Consider the following 14,117-nt stretch of genomic DNA (forward strand, 5'->3'; position numbering starts at 1 on the left):
AGTGAACAAGGGGTGTCAGTGAACGGGGTGCATCGTGCGCTTGAGCCACGGCGCGAGCGCAATCACGGCCAGTCCCACCGCGACGGCGATGGCGCCGTTGACGCCGAAGTAGGCGGGGGTGGAGACCTGGCCGTAGAGCTTGACCACCTGCGCCTGGATGCCGTTGGCCAGGGCGAGGGAGAGGAACCACAGGGCCATCGTCTGGCTGGCGAACGCCTTCGGGGCGAGCTTCGTGGTGGCCGACATGCCGGAGGTCTCCAGGAGGATGTCGCCGAGTCCGAGCAGCAGGTAGGAGCCGATGATCCACCAGGCGGCCATCTTGTACGTGTCGCCCGTGTGGCCCGAGGTGGGGATGACCATCAGGAGGAAGGACAGGCCGCCCAGGATCACGCCGATGGCGATCTTGTTGGAGGCGTGCGGCTGCTTGTGGCCCATCCGGACCCACAGCGCGGCGACGACCGGGGCCAGGAGCACCTCGAACGCGCCGAGCGCGGAGGCGTACCAGCCGGCCGGGAAGGTGAAGCCGAGGATCTCGGTGCGGGCGTTCGTCGACGCGAGCAGCATCATCGTCGAGTACGCCTGGAAGAGGATGAAGTTGAAGGCCACCGAGGCCAGGAAGAGCACCACGTACGGGCGCAGGCGCCCCCGCTCCTCGCCCGTCACCCGGGGGCTCCGGAACATGATCACGAAATACACGACCGGGGCGATCACCGAGACCAGGGTGAGCAGGTCGACGAACCGGCCCATCGTCAGCCAGCCCAGTACCGCCAGAAGAGTGGCGAGCGCCGCGAAGAGCAGGATCCCGGCGATGATCTTCGTCACGGCCGAGCGCATCGCGTCCGGCGCCAGCGCGAACTCGGCGGAGTGCTTGCGCCCCGCCAGGTGGCGGCGGCCGGCCACGTACTGGATCAGGCCCGCGGTCATGCCGATCGCGGCGGCCGAGAAGCCCCAGTGCCAGCCCTGGTGCTCGCCGAGCCAGGCGGTGATCAGGGGACCGGCGAAGGCGCCGATGTTGATGCCCATGTAGTAGAGGGCGAAGCCGGCGTCGCGCCGGTCGTCGTCCGTCTTGTACAGCTTGCCCACCATGCTGGCCACGTTCGGCTTCAGCAGGCCGGTGCCGGCGCTGATCAGGCCGAGGCCCACCCAGGTCATGGCGGCGGTGGGCACGGCCATGGCGTAGTGGCCGCATGCGATCAGGATGCCGCCCCAGAGCACGGCGCGGTACGAACCGAGGATCCGGTCGGCGAGCCACCCGCCGGCGACGGAGACGAGGTAGACCATGGTCCCGTAGGCCGCCGAGACGGAGGCCGCGGTGCCCGGGTTCATCCCCAGGCCGCCGTTGGCCACCGTGTCCGCGAAGTAGAGGACGAGGATGGCCTGCATGCCCAGGAACGAGAAGCGCTCCCAGACCTCCAGCCCGGAGAGCGTGGCCAGGCCCCTGGGGTGCCCGAGGAAGGCGTGGTCGTCGCCGGGCGGCGGCTGGTCGGCCTCCGGGTCCGAAGGCTCGTCTATATCGGTAGAAGTTCTGGACAAAACACATTCTCCGGTTGTTTCGGCTGATCTAGAACATACCGGGGCGCATGGGGCACCGCCCGGCCGGTACGGTGCGCGTGGCCGGACAGGCGCCCTGGGTGATCGAAAACAGACCGGATACGCTGGCTTGAGTGATGGCAGCGACACATCGACAATCCGTGTGATCGTCAAGGTGATCGTCAGCAGACAGGAGTACCCCTCGTGACCGTCGTCGGGCCGTTCGGACTGAGCGTGCGGGACCAGGCTCTTGAGACCGATGTCCAGGCCGGACTGGCCGCCGTCGAGGCGGGTCTGCTGGAAGCCACCAAGAGCGAAGTCCCCTTCATCACCGAGGCCGCACAGCACCTGGTCCGCGCCGGCGGCAAGCGGTTCCGGCCGCTGCTGGTGATGCTCGCCTCCCGGTTCGGCGATCCCTACGCGCCCGGGATCGTCCCCTCCGCAGTGGTCGTGGAGCTCACCCACCTGGCGACGCTCTACCACGACGACGTCATGGACGAGGCGGACGTGCGCCGCGGCGTGGAGAGCTCCAACGCCCGCTGGGGCAACTCCGTGGCCGTCCTGACGGGTGACTTCCTGTTCGCCCGCGCCTCGCACATCCTGGCGGACCTCGGCCCCGAGGCCGTACGGGTCCAGGCCGAGGCGTTCGAGCGGCTGGTGACGGGCCAGATCCTGGAGACGGCCGGCCCGCGCGACGGCCGCGACCCGGTCGAGCACTACCTCGACGTCATCGCAGGCAAGACCGGCTCGCTGATCGCGGTCTCCGGCCGCTTCGGCGCGATGATGTCCGGCGCCGACGAGTCCGTCGTCGACATCCTGACCCAGTACGGCGAGCGGCTCGGCACCGCCTTCCAGCTCGCCGACGACGTCCTCGACATCGCCTCCGACTCGCACGAGTCCGGCAAGACCCCCGGCACCGACCTGCGCGAGGGCATCCCGACACTGCCGGTCCTGCGGCTGCGGGAGATGGCGGCCCAGGGCGGCGACCCCGAGGACGTGGAGCTCGTACGGCTCCTGGACGGCGATCTGACGGACGACGCCCGGCACGCCGAGGTGCTCGCCCGGCTGCGGGTCCACCCGGCCCTGGAGCAGGCCCGCAAGGACACCGTGCGGTACGCGGAGGAGGCGCGGGCCACGCTGGCCCCGCTGCCCGAATGCTTCGCGAAGTCGGCGCTGGTGGAGCTCTGCGACGCCGTGGTCCACCGGGCGGGCTGACCTCGGGGCGAAGCCGAAAGGCACCCACCGAATGCAGGGGCGAGGGCCCGGCAACCCCTACGGGTGGGGGAGGCCGGGCCTTCGTCATGTCATCCCTGGGGCGTACGCACAGTTGGCTCCGGGGGCTGACGCCCCGACCCCCTCTTCTTTGGTCAGATAGAGGCACATCCCCACCAGATCGGGTGAGAGTGGCGGCGAGGGGTGGACGTGGTCGCATTTGTCGACCACACAAGACGGGTAGGTCGCCGCCGTACACACAGAGGTAGGGCAGACAGACATGGCAACGAACGCAAAGACCCGCAAGGCCGCTCGGTACGCCGTACCGGTCGCGGTGTTCGGTGTGGTCGCCGGCACGATCGCGATGGTTCCGGCCTTCGCGAACGCCGGTGGACCGGACCTTCCGAAGGTGACGGCCCAGCAGCTCATCGAGAAGATCGCGGCCTCGGACGTGCAGCAGCTGTCCGGCAGCGCCAAGATCAGCACGGACCTGGGTCTGCCGAGCCTTCCGGCCGGCCTGCTGGGCGGCGGTGGCGGCGTGACCGGCGGCTCCGCGGACCCGCAGGAGAAGCTCTCCCAGCTGGTGAGCGGCACCCACACCTTCCGCGTGGCCGCCGACGGACCGGACCGCCAGAAGCTCACCTTCGTGGACGGCAAGGACGAGTACAGCCTCGTCCACAACGGCGACGACGTCTGGGGATACGACTCCAAGTCGAAGGAGGTCTTCCACGAGAAGACGCCCACCGACAAGGGAGCCGCCGACAAGGGCGACAAGGCCGGCGACGGCCTCCCGGCCTCCCCGCAGGAGATCGCCCAGGAGGTGCTGAAGGCCGCCGGAACGACCACCGACGTCAGCGTCGGCGACACGGCCCAGGTGGCCGGGCGCGACGCCTACCAGCTGGTCCTGAAGCCGAAGGGGGCCGGTTCGACGGTCGCCTCGGTGAAGATCGCGGTGGACGCGAAGAACGGCGTGCCGCTGCGCGTGCAGGTGCTCTCCACCGACGGCGGCAAGCCGATCGTGGACGCCGGCTTCACCAAGGTGGACTTCGCCAAGCCCGCTGCCGACACCTTCGCCTTCACCCCGCCCAAGGGCGCCAAGGTGACCGAGGGCGCGGCCGGCGAGCACGGCAAGGGCAAGGGCGCGGCCGGCGAGCACGACAAGGGTCTGGGCGCGCTGGAGTCCATCCCGGGCCTGGGCGGCCTGACCGGCGGCGCCGAGGGCGCCAAGGGCGAGCCGAAGGTCCTCGGTGAGGGCTGGACCTCGATCGCCCGGATCGAGACCGGCGCGACCAACACCCTCAAGGGCATGGACGACGCCGCCAAGGACAAGAACGCGCCCAAGGGGGCCGCGCAGTTCCTCGACTCGCTCGGGGAGAAGGTCTCCGGGAAGTTCGGCGAGGGCCGCGTCCTGAAGACCCGCGTGGTCAACGCGCTGATCACGGACGACGGCAAGGTCTACGTCGGCGCGGTCACCAAGGCCGAGCTGGTGAAGGCGGCCGACGCGAACAAGTAGGCGCACGCGGAGCCGAAGCGGATGCCCGAGGGTGGGCGGGGACTGTGTCCCTGCCCACCCTCGGGCCGTTCCGGCCCTGTGTACAGCAGCCCCGCTGTACCGTGAAAAGCATGTCGAGACACGTCACCATCCGCCTGGAAGAAGAGTTCCACGAACGCCTGAAGGCGCGTGCGGCGGCCCTGGGCACGACGGTCACCGCGCTGATCACCGAAGTCACGGAACGCGAGCTCGACGAGGACCGGAAGAACTTCCTGTCCGGGATCGAGGAGTTCGCCGACCACTGGGGCTACTTCCAGGAGCGGTTCGGGCATTGAAGATCACCATGGAGTGGGCCTGGACCGCTCTGGCCCACCATCTCCCGTCCGATCCCGCCGTGTGGGATCCCTCCGGAGTGGCCGCCGCCGTGGCCCGGCACCAGAACGACCTCATCCTGGTCCCCGAACAGCCCGCCCCGGACACCGCGTGGCGGGCCGCGGCGTTTTTGCACACGCTCGCGGTGTGCCCGGCGCTGGAATCCCCGATGAACGAGTTCTACGCCGCCGCCGCCACCCGCTCGTACCTGCGGGTCGCCGGGGCCAAGCAGCTGCCGTCGCCGGAGGAACTCGGCGATCTGGTGGAGGCCGCGAAGCTGGGCCGCGCCGACGTCGCGGCGGTCGCGGAGGAACTGCGGGCCCGGATCCAGGAGCCGCTGTCGGCCTCGCTACGGGGCCGCGCGCAGGACTCGTAGGACACGGCGGGCACGCAGGGCGCGGCGGGCACGCGGGGCACGGCGAACGGGTGGGGGCTCCGGCGTGATCCCGTCGGATCGCGCCGGAGCCCCCGGGGAACTGCCGTCCTAGAAGGTGATCTTCCAGCTGTTGATGTAGCCGACGTCCTGCGCGGCCACGTCCTTGACCTGGAGCTTCCACACGCCGTTGGCGACCTCGGAGGAGGCGTTGACCGTGACGGACTTGACGATGTTGTCCGCGCTGCCGCCGGTGCGGTTGTGCAGGTTGTACAGCGTGCCGTCGGGGGCGACCAGGTCGACCACGAGGTCACCGATGTAGGTGTGGACGATGTTCACGTCGACCTTGGTGGTGGCCGGCGCGTTGCCCGTGACGCCCGAGACCGTGATCGGCGAGTTCACCGCGGCGGCGGGGGAGTCCGGGATCGTGACGTCCGCGGTGTTCTCGAAGGACGGGCCCGGCGGGACCGGGACGGCGTACCCGAGGTTCCAGATCGCGTAGGCGATGGCGTCGGAGTTGCGGTCCAGGGCGGTGTCGTTGATGTTCGCCGTGGTGTCGCAGGAGGAGTGGTAGCAGCGGTCGAAGGCCTGACCGGAGGTGCCGCCCCACTTCGTCGCCTGGGCCGCCGTCTTGGTGTAGTCGGCGCCGGAGAACAGGCCGCCGACCGGGATGCCCGCGCTCTTGAACGGCGCGTGGTCGGAGCGGCCGTCGCCCTCGGTCTCGATCTCGGTGGGGATGCCGAGGCCGGCGTAGTAGTTCTTGAAGGTCTGCTCGATCGTCGGGTCGTCGTCGTAGACGAAGTAGCCCGGGTTCGGCGAGCCGATCATGTCGAAGTTCAGGTAGCCGGAGAGCTTCGCCTTCTCGGCCGCCGGCAGGTTGTTCACGTAGTACTTGGACCCGATCAGGCCCAGCTCCTCCGCGCCCCACCAGCCGAAGCGCAGGTGCTTCGTGGGCGTGAGGCCGGCCCGGGAGACGGCGAGCGCGGTCTCCAGGACGGCCGCACTGCCGGAGCCGTTGTCGTTGATGCCCGCGCCCGAGGTCACCGAGTCGAGGTGCGAGCCGGACATCAGGACGGAGTTGGGGTCGCCGCCCGGCCAGTCGGCGATCAGGTTGTAGCCGGTGGCACCGCTGGAGGTGAAGGTCTGCAGGGTGGTCGTGAAACCGGCCGCGTCCAGCTTGGCCTTCACGTAGTCGATCGAGGCCTTGTAGCCGGCCCGGCCGTGGGCGCGGTTGCCGCCGTTGGCGGTGGCTATGGACTGCAGCTGCGTCAGGTGTGCCTTGACGTTGGCCAGCGGGATGTCGGGCGGCGTGGGCGCAGCGGCGACCGAGGTCGGCGAGGCGAGCGCGGCGGGGGCGGTGGCGGCGAACAGACCGGCGACCGCGAGGGCGGTCACGGCGGCCAGGCGCCGGGAGACGGACAGGCTCATGTGGGGGCTCCGGGATTCCGTACTGGGGATGTGTGCGGAAACGTGCGGGGTGGAACAAGTGAGCAACGTGCGTCAGTGCGAGCCTGATGGTCAGCGAGAGCATGACAGTCCGTCAAGACCTCAATCCGGTCACACCCGTTCGGAAAGCGGACGCAGCAGCCCGTGGCGCCGGGGCGGGAGCACACTGGGGGGATGAACGTGAACGAAGAGACCCGTGCGGCCGTCGTCGAGGCCCAGTGGGTCGACACACGGCGGGCATGGGCGGACCGCCTGGAGCGCCTCGGTCCCAAGGTCTGGCGCCTCGGCACCATCGCCGTGCTGGAGGAGGCCCACGAGGACCCGATCCTGCGGCAGCTGTACCCGTACACGAGCCATTGCCACGTGCACTTCAGCAGCACGACCCGCTTCCCCTACGAGGTGGCGGTCCCCTTCGTGATCCCGCTGCCCGACGGGCGGTTCCGCGTCATGCGGCGCGATCCCTCCGGGCAGGTCGGCGAGGTCGCCACGGCCGGCGAGGCCGTGGCCCTGGTGGTGGCGCACGTGCCGCCCCGCCTCCGGCTCGCCGCGACGGGGCTGCCGATGGACGGTTAGCCCCGGGGGCGGACATGCCGACGGGCGCGTCCGAAGACGCGCCCGTCGGTGCTCCGAGCGGTGCTCCGAGCGTGGTGCCGGTGTTACGCGGTCTCGCGCGCCGGTGTCGGCAGGGGCGCCGGCAGCGGCGCCGGCAGGGCTTCGAGGCGCAGGGCCCGGGAGCGGTGGGCGGTGCGCAGGGCGTCCCAGGTGAGGATCGAGAGGGCGACCCAGACCAGGGAGAAGCCGGCCCAGCGCGCGGGCGGCATGGCCTCGTGGAAGTAGAGGACGCCGAGGCCGAACTGGAAGACCGGGGCCATGTACTGGAGCAGCCCGAGGGTGGACAGCGGGACCCGGATCGCGGCCGCGCCGAAGCAGATCAGCGGGATCGCGGTGACCAGCCCGGCCGAGGCCAGCAGGACGGCGTGCCCCGGGCCCTGTGCGGTGAAGGTGGACTCGCCCCGCGAGCCGAGCCACAGCAGGTAGCCGAGGGCGGGCAGGAACATGATCACGGTCTCGGCGGTCAGCGACTCCAGGCCGCCCATGCCGAGCTGCTTCTTGATCAGCCCGTACAGGGCGAAGGAGAAGGCCAGGATCAGGGAGATCCACGGCGGCCGCCCGTACCCGACGGCGAGGACCAGCACGGCGGCGACGGCGATCCCGACCGCCGCCCACTGCGTGCGGCGCAGGCGCTCGCCCAGGACCAGGACGCCGAGCGCGATGGTGACCAGGGGGTTGATGAAGTAGCCGAGGCTCGCCTCGACGACGGCGCCGTTGTTGACCGCCCAGATGTACACGCCCCAGTTCACGGTGACCAGGGCGGCGGCCACCCCCGTGAGGGCGAGCTTGCGCGGCTGGCGCAGCAGCTCCGACACCCATCCCCAGCGCCGCAGGGCCAGCAGCGCCACGCCGACCACGGCCAGGGACCACACCATGCGGTGGGCGAGGATCTCGATCGCTCCGGCGGGCTGGAGGAGCGGCCAGAAGAGGGGGACGATCCCCCACATCCCGTACGAGGCGAATCCGTAGAGCAACCCCGTGCGCTGGTCGTTCTGTGCCTTCACGGGACCTCCAGAGCTACTTCAAGCCAACCTGACGACGGTAGCGCCGCCCGCGCCGAAAGTCATTAGCGTCTGGCGAGATGCTCATGACACTTGGGTGGCGGCCCGGCGGCCGGCACACGACGGAGCCCGGACCCTCCCTGCGGGTCCGGGCTTCGAAGGGCTGTAGCCGATGCCTCAGCGGATGCCTCAGCCGATGCCTCAGCCGACGACCGTCCAGGTGTCGTTCCCGCTCAGCAGCGCGCCCAGGTCGCCCTTGCCGCTGCGGTCCACGGCCGTCTCCAGCTGATCGGCCATGAGCGTGTCGTAGACGGGCCGCCGCACGTTGCGGAACACCCCGATGGGCGTCTGGTGCAGCGTGTCCGGGTCGGCCAGCCGGGACAGCGCGAACGCGTTGGTCGGGGAGGCCGAGGAGGCGTCGTGGACCAGGATCCGGGACTCGTTCTCCGGGGTCACGGTCACGACCTCCAGGTCCCCGGTGGCCACGTTGCGCACGACGCCCTTGGCGTTGTCCACGCCGAAGCGGATCGGCTGCCCCTGCTCGAGGCGGATCACGGCCTCCTGGGCCTGCTCGTGGTCCTTGAGGACCTCGAAGGCGCCGTCGTTGAAGATGTTGCAGTTCTGGTAGATCTCCACCAGCGCCGTGCCCTCGTGGTCGGCCGCGGCGCGCAGCACCTCCGTGAGGTGCTTGCGGTCGGAGTCGACCGTACGGGCCACGAAGGAGGCCTCCGCGCCGATCGCGAGCGAGACCGGGTTGAAGGGGGCGTCGAGCGAGCCCATCGGGGTCGACTTGGTGATCTTGCCGACCTCGGAGGTGGGGGAGTACTGCCCCTTGGTCAGCCCGTAGATCCGGTTGTTGAACAGCAGGATCTTGAGGTTGACGTTCCGCCGCAGGGCGTGGATCAGGTGGTTTCCGCCGATGGAGAGAGCGTCCCCGTCACCGGTGACGACCCAGACCGACAGGTCGCGGCGCGAGGTGGCGAGACCCGTCGCGATGGCCGGGGCGCGGCCGTGGATCGAGTGCATCCCGTACGTGTCCATGTAGTACGGGAAGCGCGAGGAGCAGCCGATGCCCGAGACGAAGACGATGTTCTCCTTCGCCAGCCCCAGCTCCGGCATGAAGCCCTGGACGGCGGCGAGCACCGCGTAGTCGCCGCAGCCGGGGCACCAGCGGACCTCCTGGTCCGACTTGAAGTCCTTCATCGACTGCTTGGCGGCCGCCTTGGGTACCAGCGAGAGCAGGGTGGGGCTGTCGGTCACCTCAGTCATTGATGGCCTCCTTGAGATGGTTGGCGAGCTGCTCGGCCTTGAACGGCATGCCGTTCACCTGGTTGTACGACGCCGCGTCGACCAGGTACTTCGCCCTCAGGAGGGTCGCGAGCTGCCCGAGGTTCATCTCCGGCACCACTACCTTGTCGTAACGCTTCAGGACCTCACCCAGATTCCTCGGGAAGGGGTTGAGGTGGCGCAGGTGGGCCTGCGCGATGGGGATCCCGGCGATCCGCAGCCGGCGCACGGCGGCCGTGATCGGGCCGTACGTCGAGCCCCAGCCGATCACCAGGGTCCGCGCGCCGTCCGGGTCGTCGACCTCCAGGTCGGGGACCCGGATGCCGTCGATCTTGGCCTGGCGGGTGCGGACCATGAGCTCGTGGTTGGCCGGGTCGTACGAGATGTTGCCCGTGCCGTCCTGCTTCTCGATGCCGCCGATCCGGTGCTCCAGCCCCGGCGTGCCGGGGACCGCCCAGGGGCGGGCCAGGGTCTGCGGATCGCGCTTGTACGGCCAGAAGACCTCGGTGCCGTCCGCGAGCTCGTGGTTGGGGCCCGAGGCGAACTGCACCTTGAGGTCCGGCAGGTCCGCCACGTCCGGGATCCGCCAGGGCTCGGAGCCGTTGGCGAGGTACCCGTCGGAGAGCAGGAACACCGGGGTCCGGTAGGTCAGCGCGATCCGGGCCGCGTCCAGTGCGGCGTCGAAGCAGTCCGCCGGCGTGCGCGGGGCCACGATCGGCACCGGGGCCTCGCCGTTGCGCCCGTACATGGCCTGGAGCAGGTCGGCCTGCTCCGTCTTGGTCGGCAGCCCGGTCGACGGGCCGCCGCGCTGGATGTCCACGATCAGCAGCGGCAGCTCCAGGGAGACCGCGAGGCCGATCGTCTCGGACTTCAGGGCCACGCCCGGGCCGGAGGTGGTGGTCACGCCCAGCGCGCCGCCGAAGGCCGCGCCCAGCGCCGCGCCGATGCCGGCGATCTCGTCCTCGGCCTGGAAGGTGCGTACGCCGAAGTTCTTGTGCTTCGACAGCTCGTGCAGGATGTCCGAGGCCGGGGTGATCGGGTACGAGCCCAGGTAGATCGGCAGATCGGCCTGCTGGCCCGCCGCGATCAGCCCGTAGGACAGGGCGAGGTTCCCGGAGATGTTGCGGTAGGTGCCGGCCGGGAAGGCGCGGGTGGCCGGGGCCACCTCGTAGGAGACGGCGAAGTCCTCGGTGGTCTCGCCGAAGTTCCAGCCGGCCCGGAAGGCGGTGACGTTCGCCTCCGCGATCTGCGGCTTCTTCGCGAACTTCTGCCGCAGGAAGGTCTCGGTGCCCTCGGTGGGCCGGTGGTACATCCAGGACAGCAGCCCGAGCGCGAACATGTTCTTGCTGCGCTCGGCCTCCTTGCGGGAGAGCCCGAAGTCCTTGAGCGCCTCGACGGTGAGGGTGGTCAGCGGCACCGGGTGGACGTTGTAGGCGTCCAGCGAGCCGTCTTCCAGCGGGGAGGTCTCGTAGCCGACCTTGGCCATCGGGCGCTTGGTGAACTCGTCGGTGTTGACGATGATCTCCGCGCCGCGCGGCACGTCCGCGATGTTCGCCTTCAGCGCCGCCGGGTTCATCGCCACCAGGACGTTCGGGGCGTCGCCCGGCGTCAGGATGTCGTGGTCGGCGAAGTGCAGCTGGAAGGACGACACGCCGGGGAGGGTGCCGGCGGGCGCCCTGATCTCGGCCGGGAAGTTCGGCAGCGTCGAGAGGTCGTTGCCGAAGGAGGCGGTCTCCGAGGTGAAGCGGTCACCGGTGAGCTGCATGCCGTCACCGGAGTCACCCGCGAAGCGGATGATCACCCGATCGAGTCGGCGTACTTCCTTCGCCGCGGCGTCCTTGGCGTATCCGGCGTCTCCGCGGCCTTCGGGGCCCGCGTGAGCTGTGTCGTCGCCGGGCTCACCGTTCGGGCTCGGGGGCGTGCGCTGCTCGCCGACGACTGCGCCTTCGGCCCCGTCGGACTGTTCGGCTGGGCTACTGACCTGGCTGGTCACTGAACTGGACCTCCTTCGAGGCGTGAGCACTGCCCAAGGTCAACCCTACGTCCGCAGGGATTCCTTCCCGGGGTGCTCATTTTCTGGACCGCCCCTTCGGCGGTCTGTCCGAATCCGGCCTTACCTGACAGAGTGTCAGTTGATCAAGATCTTAGGTAGGTGAGAACGGCCAGCACGCGCCGGTGATCCCCGTCACTGGGCGACAGGCCCAGCTTCATGAAGATGTTGCTGACGTGCTTCTCCACCGCGCCGTCGCTCACCACCAGCTGTTTGGCCACCGCGGAATTGGTCCGCCCCTCGGCCATCAGCCCGAGCACCTCGCGCTCGCGCGGGGTCAGCCCCGCCAGCACGTCCTGCTTGCGGCTGCGGCCGAGCAGCTGCGCCACGACCTCCGGGTCCAGGGCCGTACCGCCCCGGGCCACGCGGACGACGGCGTCGAGGAACTCGCGCACATCGGCCACCCGGTCCTTCAGCAGATACCCCACTCCGGTACTGGAGCCGGCCAGCAGCTCGGTGGCGTACTGCTCCTCCACGTACTGGGACAGCACGAGCACACCTATGCCGGGGTGATCGCGCCGCAGCCGTACGGCGGCCCGTACGCCCTCGTCGGTGTGCGTCGGCGGCATCCGCACGTCCGCCACCACCACGTCCGGCAGCGCGTTCTCGGCCGCCAGCTCCGCCACCGTCTTGATCAGGGCTTCCGCGTCCCCGACGCCTGCGACGACGTCATGCCCCCGGTCGGTCAGCAACCGGGTCAGGCCCTCACGCAGCAGCACTGAATCCTCGGCGATGACCACCCGCACCCTGTCTTCCACGACTCCGCTGCTCCCGCGTTTGCTCGTTCCCCGTGTTCCCTGACTCAGCCAAGCATCCCAGTCTTGAGCCCGGATATAGCCGGAGCGCGATCAACGCGTACCCCTGGAACGGCTGTTTTCGGCCCTGAGCGCCCCTCCGCGCCACCCACCCCCCGAAGTCAGGGCTTTGGCCCCCGCTCCCGGTGGGCCGAACGACACCCGGTGGGGGCGGACGGGAGGCGAGGGGCGACATACGGCCGCCGCACGGACACCCCTGCGGGGCATCCGTGCGGTGAGCAGGAGGGGTACGGGTGCCTCAGACGGCCCGCCAGGGGAGTTCCGCGGTGACGGTCGTGCCGCCCCCGGCGGGGGAGTCCACGACCAGCACCCCGTCCACGGCGTCGAGCCGCTCGGCCAGCCCCGCCAGTCCCGAACCGGCCAGGGTGCCGGCCCCGCCCACCCCGTCGTCGGCGACCTGGATCAGCAGCCGCTCGCCGGACTTCCACACGTCGACCCCGGCCGTACGGGCCCTCGCGTGCTTGCTCACGTTCTGCAGCAGCTCCGACACCGTGAAGTACGCGATCCCCTCGATGGCCGCCGCCGGCCGCGAGGGCAGATCCACTGCCACCCGTACCGGCACCGCACACCGGGAGGCCACCGAGGACAGGGCGGCGTCCAGCCCCCGGTCGGTCAGCACCGCCGGGTGGATCCCGCGGGCCAGGTCCCGCAGCTCCCGGAGGGCGATCTTCACCTCTCCGTGCGCCTCGTCCACCATCCGGGCGGCGGCCCGGGGGTCCTCCGTCAGCTTCTCCTTCGCCAGCCCCAGGTCCATGGCCAGCGCCACCAGCCGGGCCTGGGCCCCGTCGTGCAGATCGCGCTCGATGCGCCGCAGGTCCGCCGCGGCGGTGTCGACCACGACACCCCGGTCCGACTCCAGCTCGCTCACCCGGTTCGCGAGCCGGGACGGCCCGAGCAGCCCGCAGACGAGCACCCGGTCCACGGTGGTCAGGGCGCGGACCACCCAGGGGGTGGCCAGCGTGAGGGCGAGCCCGGTCGCGCAGGTCGCCGCGATCGCGAGCGGGGAGTCCAGGTAGAAGGAGTAGTCGTCGTTCTGGAAGAGCTGCAGCCCCGGCTGATCGGTGAACGCCGGGAACACCCAGAACCAGAGCGGGTACAGCAGCATGGCCCACCCGTAGGCCCAGAACGTCAGGGCCACGCAGAAGGCGAACACCGCCCACGGGAAGTGGATCACCGAGTACAGCACGTGCCGCCAGGCGCTCCCGCTCTTGAGCAGCGCCGCCATCCCGGCGATCGCCCCGCCCTTCTCCGCCCGGATCGGAGCCGGCTCCGCGATGTCGACGCCGAGCATGCCGCGTACCCGGGCCCGCTCCACGCGCCCGAACCCGCGGCACATGGCCAGCACCCCTGCCAGCACCGGGACTCCGAGGAAGGTGACGAGCAGCCCCGCGCCGAGGCTGACGCCGGTGATGGCGAGCGAGAAGTACAGGGTGCTGAGCGGCAGCCCGAGCATCAGGTACCCGAACTCCCGCCAGGTCCGCCCCTCGAAGGGAGCCCGCGCCACCCTGCCGATACCGCTGTCGCCGTGTGCGCCGCTACCCATGTCGCCGACCCGCCCTTCCTCCACTGTGTCCCCCCACCCTCCCGCGGAGCCCCCTCGCGGAACATCCGGCAGGTCGGTCTCTCCCCCGGGGGGTTAACCCCACCCCGGGCACGGCCCCGCGCCCGGAGCCTCCCGGGCACGGGGCCGATGCCCTTCCCGGCGCGGGGTTGCCCGGGACCTTCGGCCCGGGTGCCCTGGGGAGCCTGTCGACGGCCACGGCCACGGCCACGGCCACGGCCACGGCACTGGCGACGGCACCGGCACCGGCGACGGCACTGGCACTGGCACCGGCGACGGCACTGGCACTGGCACCGGCACTGGCACCGGCGACGGCACAGGCACCGGCCATGGCACCGGCGACGGCACAGGCACCGGCCACGGCAC

12 protein-coding genes are annotated in these 14,117 nt (G+C 70.6%); 5 read left to right on the plus strand and 7 right to left on the minus strand.

Going from position 1 to position 14,117, the window contains the following annotated elements; genetic code table 11:
* Positions 1-15: 15 nt before the first annotated feature.
* Positions 16-1,533, minus strand: coding sequence for a peptide MFS transporter (locus ACFVX6_RS10795; RefSeq protein ID WP_389690012.1), 1,518 nt, complete (start codon positions 1,531-1,533; stop codon positions 16-18).
* Between the two features lie 201 nt (positions 1,534-1,734).
* On the opposite strand from ACFVX6_RS10795, the gene ACFVX6_RS10800 reads away from it, so the two are divergent.
* The 4 genes from ACFVX6_RS10800 (at position 1,735) to ACFVX6_RS10815 (ending at position 4,982) form a co-directional block, all read left to right on the plus strand.
* Entirely contained in the window at positions 1,735-2,745 is a 1,011-nt protein-coding gene (locus tag ACFVX6_RS10800) for a polyprenyl synthetase family protein (RefSeq protein WP_389690014.1), read from the plus strand.
* A 277-nt stretch (positions 2,746-3,022) separates the two neighbouring features.
* Positions 3,023-4,255: an outer membrane lipoprotein carrier protein LolA gene (locus tag ACFVX6_RS10805; RefSeq protein ID WP_389690016.1), complete on the plus strand. Its 1,233-nt coding sequence runs from the start codon at positions 3,023-3,025 to the stop codon at positions 4,253-4,255.
* 110 nt (positions 4,256-4,365) lie between these two features.
* Positions 4,366-4,569, plus strand: coding sequence for a ribbon-helix-helix domain-containing protein (locus ACFVX6_RS10810; RefSeq protein ID WP_239516343.1), 204 nt, complete (start codon positions 4,366-4,368; stop codon positions 4,567-4,569).
* Entirely contained in the window at positions 4,566-4,982 is a 417-nt protein-coding gene (locus ACFVX6_RS10815) for a hypothetical protein (protein ID WP_389690018.1), read from the plus strand. Before ACFVX6_RS10810 ends, ACFVX6_RS10815 begins: the two co-directional genes overlap by 4 nt.
* A 108-nt stretch (positions 4,983-5,090) precedes the next feature.
* Here the strand turns inward: ACFVX6_RS10815 and ACFVX6_RS10820 are convergent, their stop codons facing one another.
* Positions 5,091-6,407, minus strand: coding sequence for a M28 family metallopeptidase (locus tag ACFVX6_RS10820; RefSeq protein ID WP_389690020.1), 1,317 nt, complete (start codon positions 6,405-6,407; stop codon positions 5,091-5,093).
* Between the two features lie 192 nt (positions 6,408-6,599).
* On the opposite strand from ACFVX6_RS10820, the gene ACFVX6_RS10825 reads away from it, so the two are divergent.
* Complete coding sequence (locus tag ACFVX6_RS10825) at positions 6,600-6,998, plus strand: DUF6193 family natural product biosynthesis protein (RefSeq protein WP_389690022.1); 399 nt, start codon at positions 6,600-6,602, stop codon at positions 6,996-6,998.
* Positions 6,999-7,081: 83 nt separating this feature from the next.
* Here ACFVX6_RS10825 and rarD read toward each other — a convergent pair whose 3' ends face one another.
* From rarD to ACFVX6_RS10850, 5 genes are all read right to left on the minus strand, one after another.
* Positions 7,082-8,041: an EamA family transporter RarD gene (gene rarD, locus ACFVX6_RS10830; RefSeq protein ID WP_389690024.1), complete on the minus strand. Its 960-nt coding sequence runs from the start codon at positions 8,039-8,041 to the stop codon at positions 7,082-7,084.
* Between the two features lie 198 nt (positions 8,042-8,239).
* Positions 8,240-9,307, minus strand: a complete 1,068-nt coding sequence (locus ACFVX6_RS10835; RefSeq protein WP_389690026.1) for a 2-oxoacid:ferredoxin oxidoreductase subunit beta — start codon at positions 9,305-9,307, stop codon at positions 8,240-8,242.
* Positions 9,300-11,318 (minus strand): 2-oxoacid:acceptor oxidoreductase subunit alpha, encoded by a 2,019-nt coding sequence (locus ACFVX6_RS10840; protein ID WP_389690028.1) that lies wholly within the window; start codon positions 11,316-11,318, stop codon positions 9,300-9,302. Before ACFVX6_RS10840 ends, ACFVX6_RS10835 begins: the two co-directional genes overlap by 8 nt.
* Before the next feature lie 143 nt (positions 11,319-11,461).
* On the minus strand, positions 11,462-12,121 hold the full coding sequence (locus ACFVX6_RS10845; protein WP_308313410.1) for a response regulator transcription factor: 660 nt from the start codon (positions 12,119-12,121) through the stop codon (positions 11,462-11,464).
* A gap of 307 nt (positions 12,122-12,428) precedes the next feature.
* Entirely contained in the window at positions 12,429-13,733 is a 1,305-nt protein-coding gene (locus ACFVX6_RS10850) for a sensor histidine kinase (RefSeq protein ID WP_389690030.1), read from the minus strand.
* Positions 13,734-14,117: the final 384 nt, after the last annotated feature.

It is taken from the genome of Streptomyces sp. NPDC058289, assembly GCF_042880975.1.
GTDB lineage: Bacteria > Actinomycetota > Actinomycetes > Streptomycetales > Streptomycetaceae > Streptomyces > Streptomyces stoeckheimensis.

What these genes read in the sequence shown, in the direction of transcription:
- ACFVX6_RS10805 (WP_389690016.1), top strand. Translation starts at nt 3,023, where the DNA reads ATGGCAACGAACGCAAAGACCCGCAAGGCCGCTCGGTACGCCGTACCG.
- ACFVX6_RS10810 (WP_239516343.1), top strand. Translation starts at nt 4,366, where the DNA reads ATGTCGAGACACGTCACCATCCGCCTGGAAGAAGAGTTCCACGAACGC.
- ACFVX6_RS10820 (WP_389690020.1), bottom strand. Translation starts at nt 6,407, where the DNA reads ATGAGCCTGTCCGTCTCCCGGCGCCTGGCCGCCGTGACCGCCCTCGCG.
- ACFVX6_RS10825 (WP_389690022.1), top strand. Translation starts at nt 6,600, where the DNA reads ATGAACGTGAACGAAGAGACCCGTGCGGCCGTCGTCGAGGCCCAGTGG.
- ACFVX6_RS10835 (WP_389690026.1), bottom strand. Translation starts at nt 9,307, where the DNA reads ATGACTGAGGTGACCGACAGCCCCACCCTGCTCTCGCTGGTACCCAAG.
- ACFVX6_RS10850 (WP_389690030.1), bottom strand. Translation starts at nt 13,733, where the DNA reads ATGGGTAGCGGCGCACACGGCGACAGCGGTATCGGCAGGGTGGCGCGG.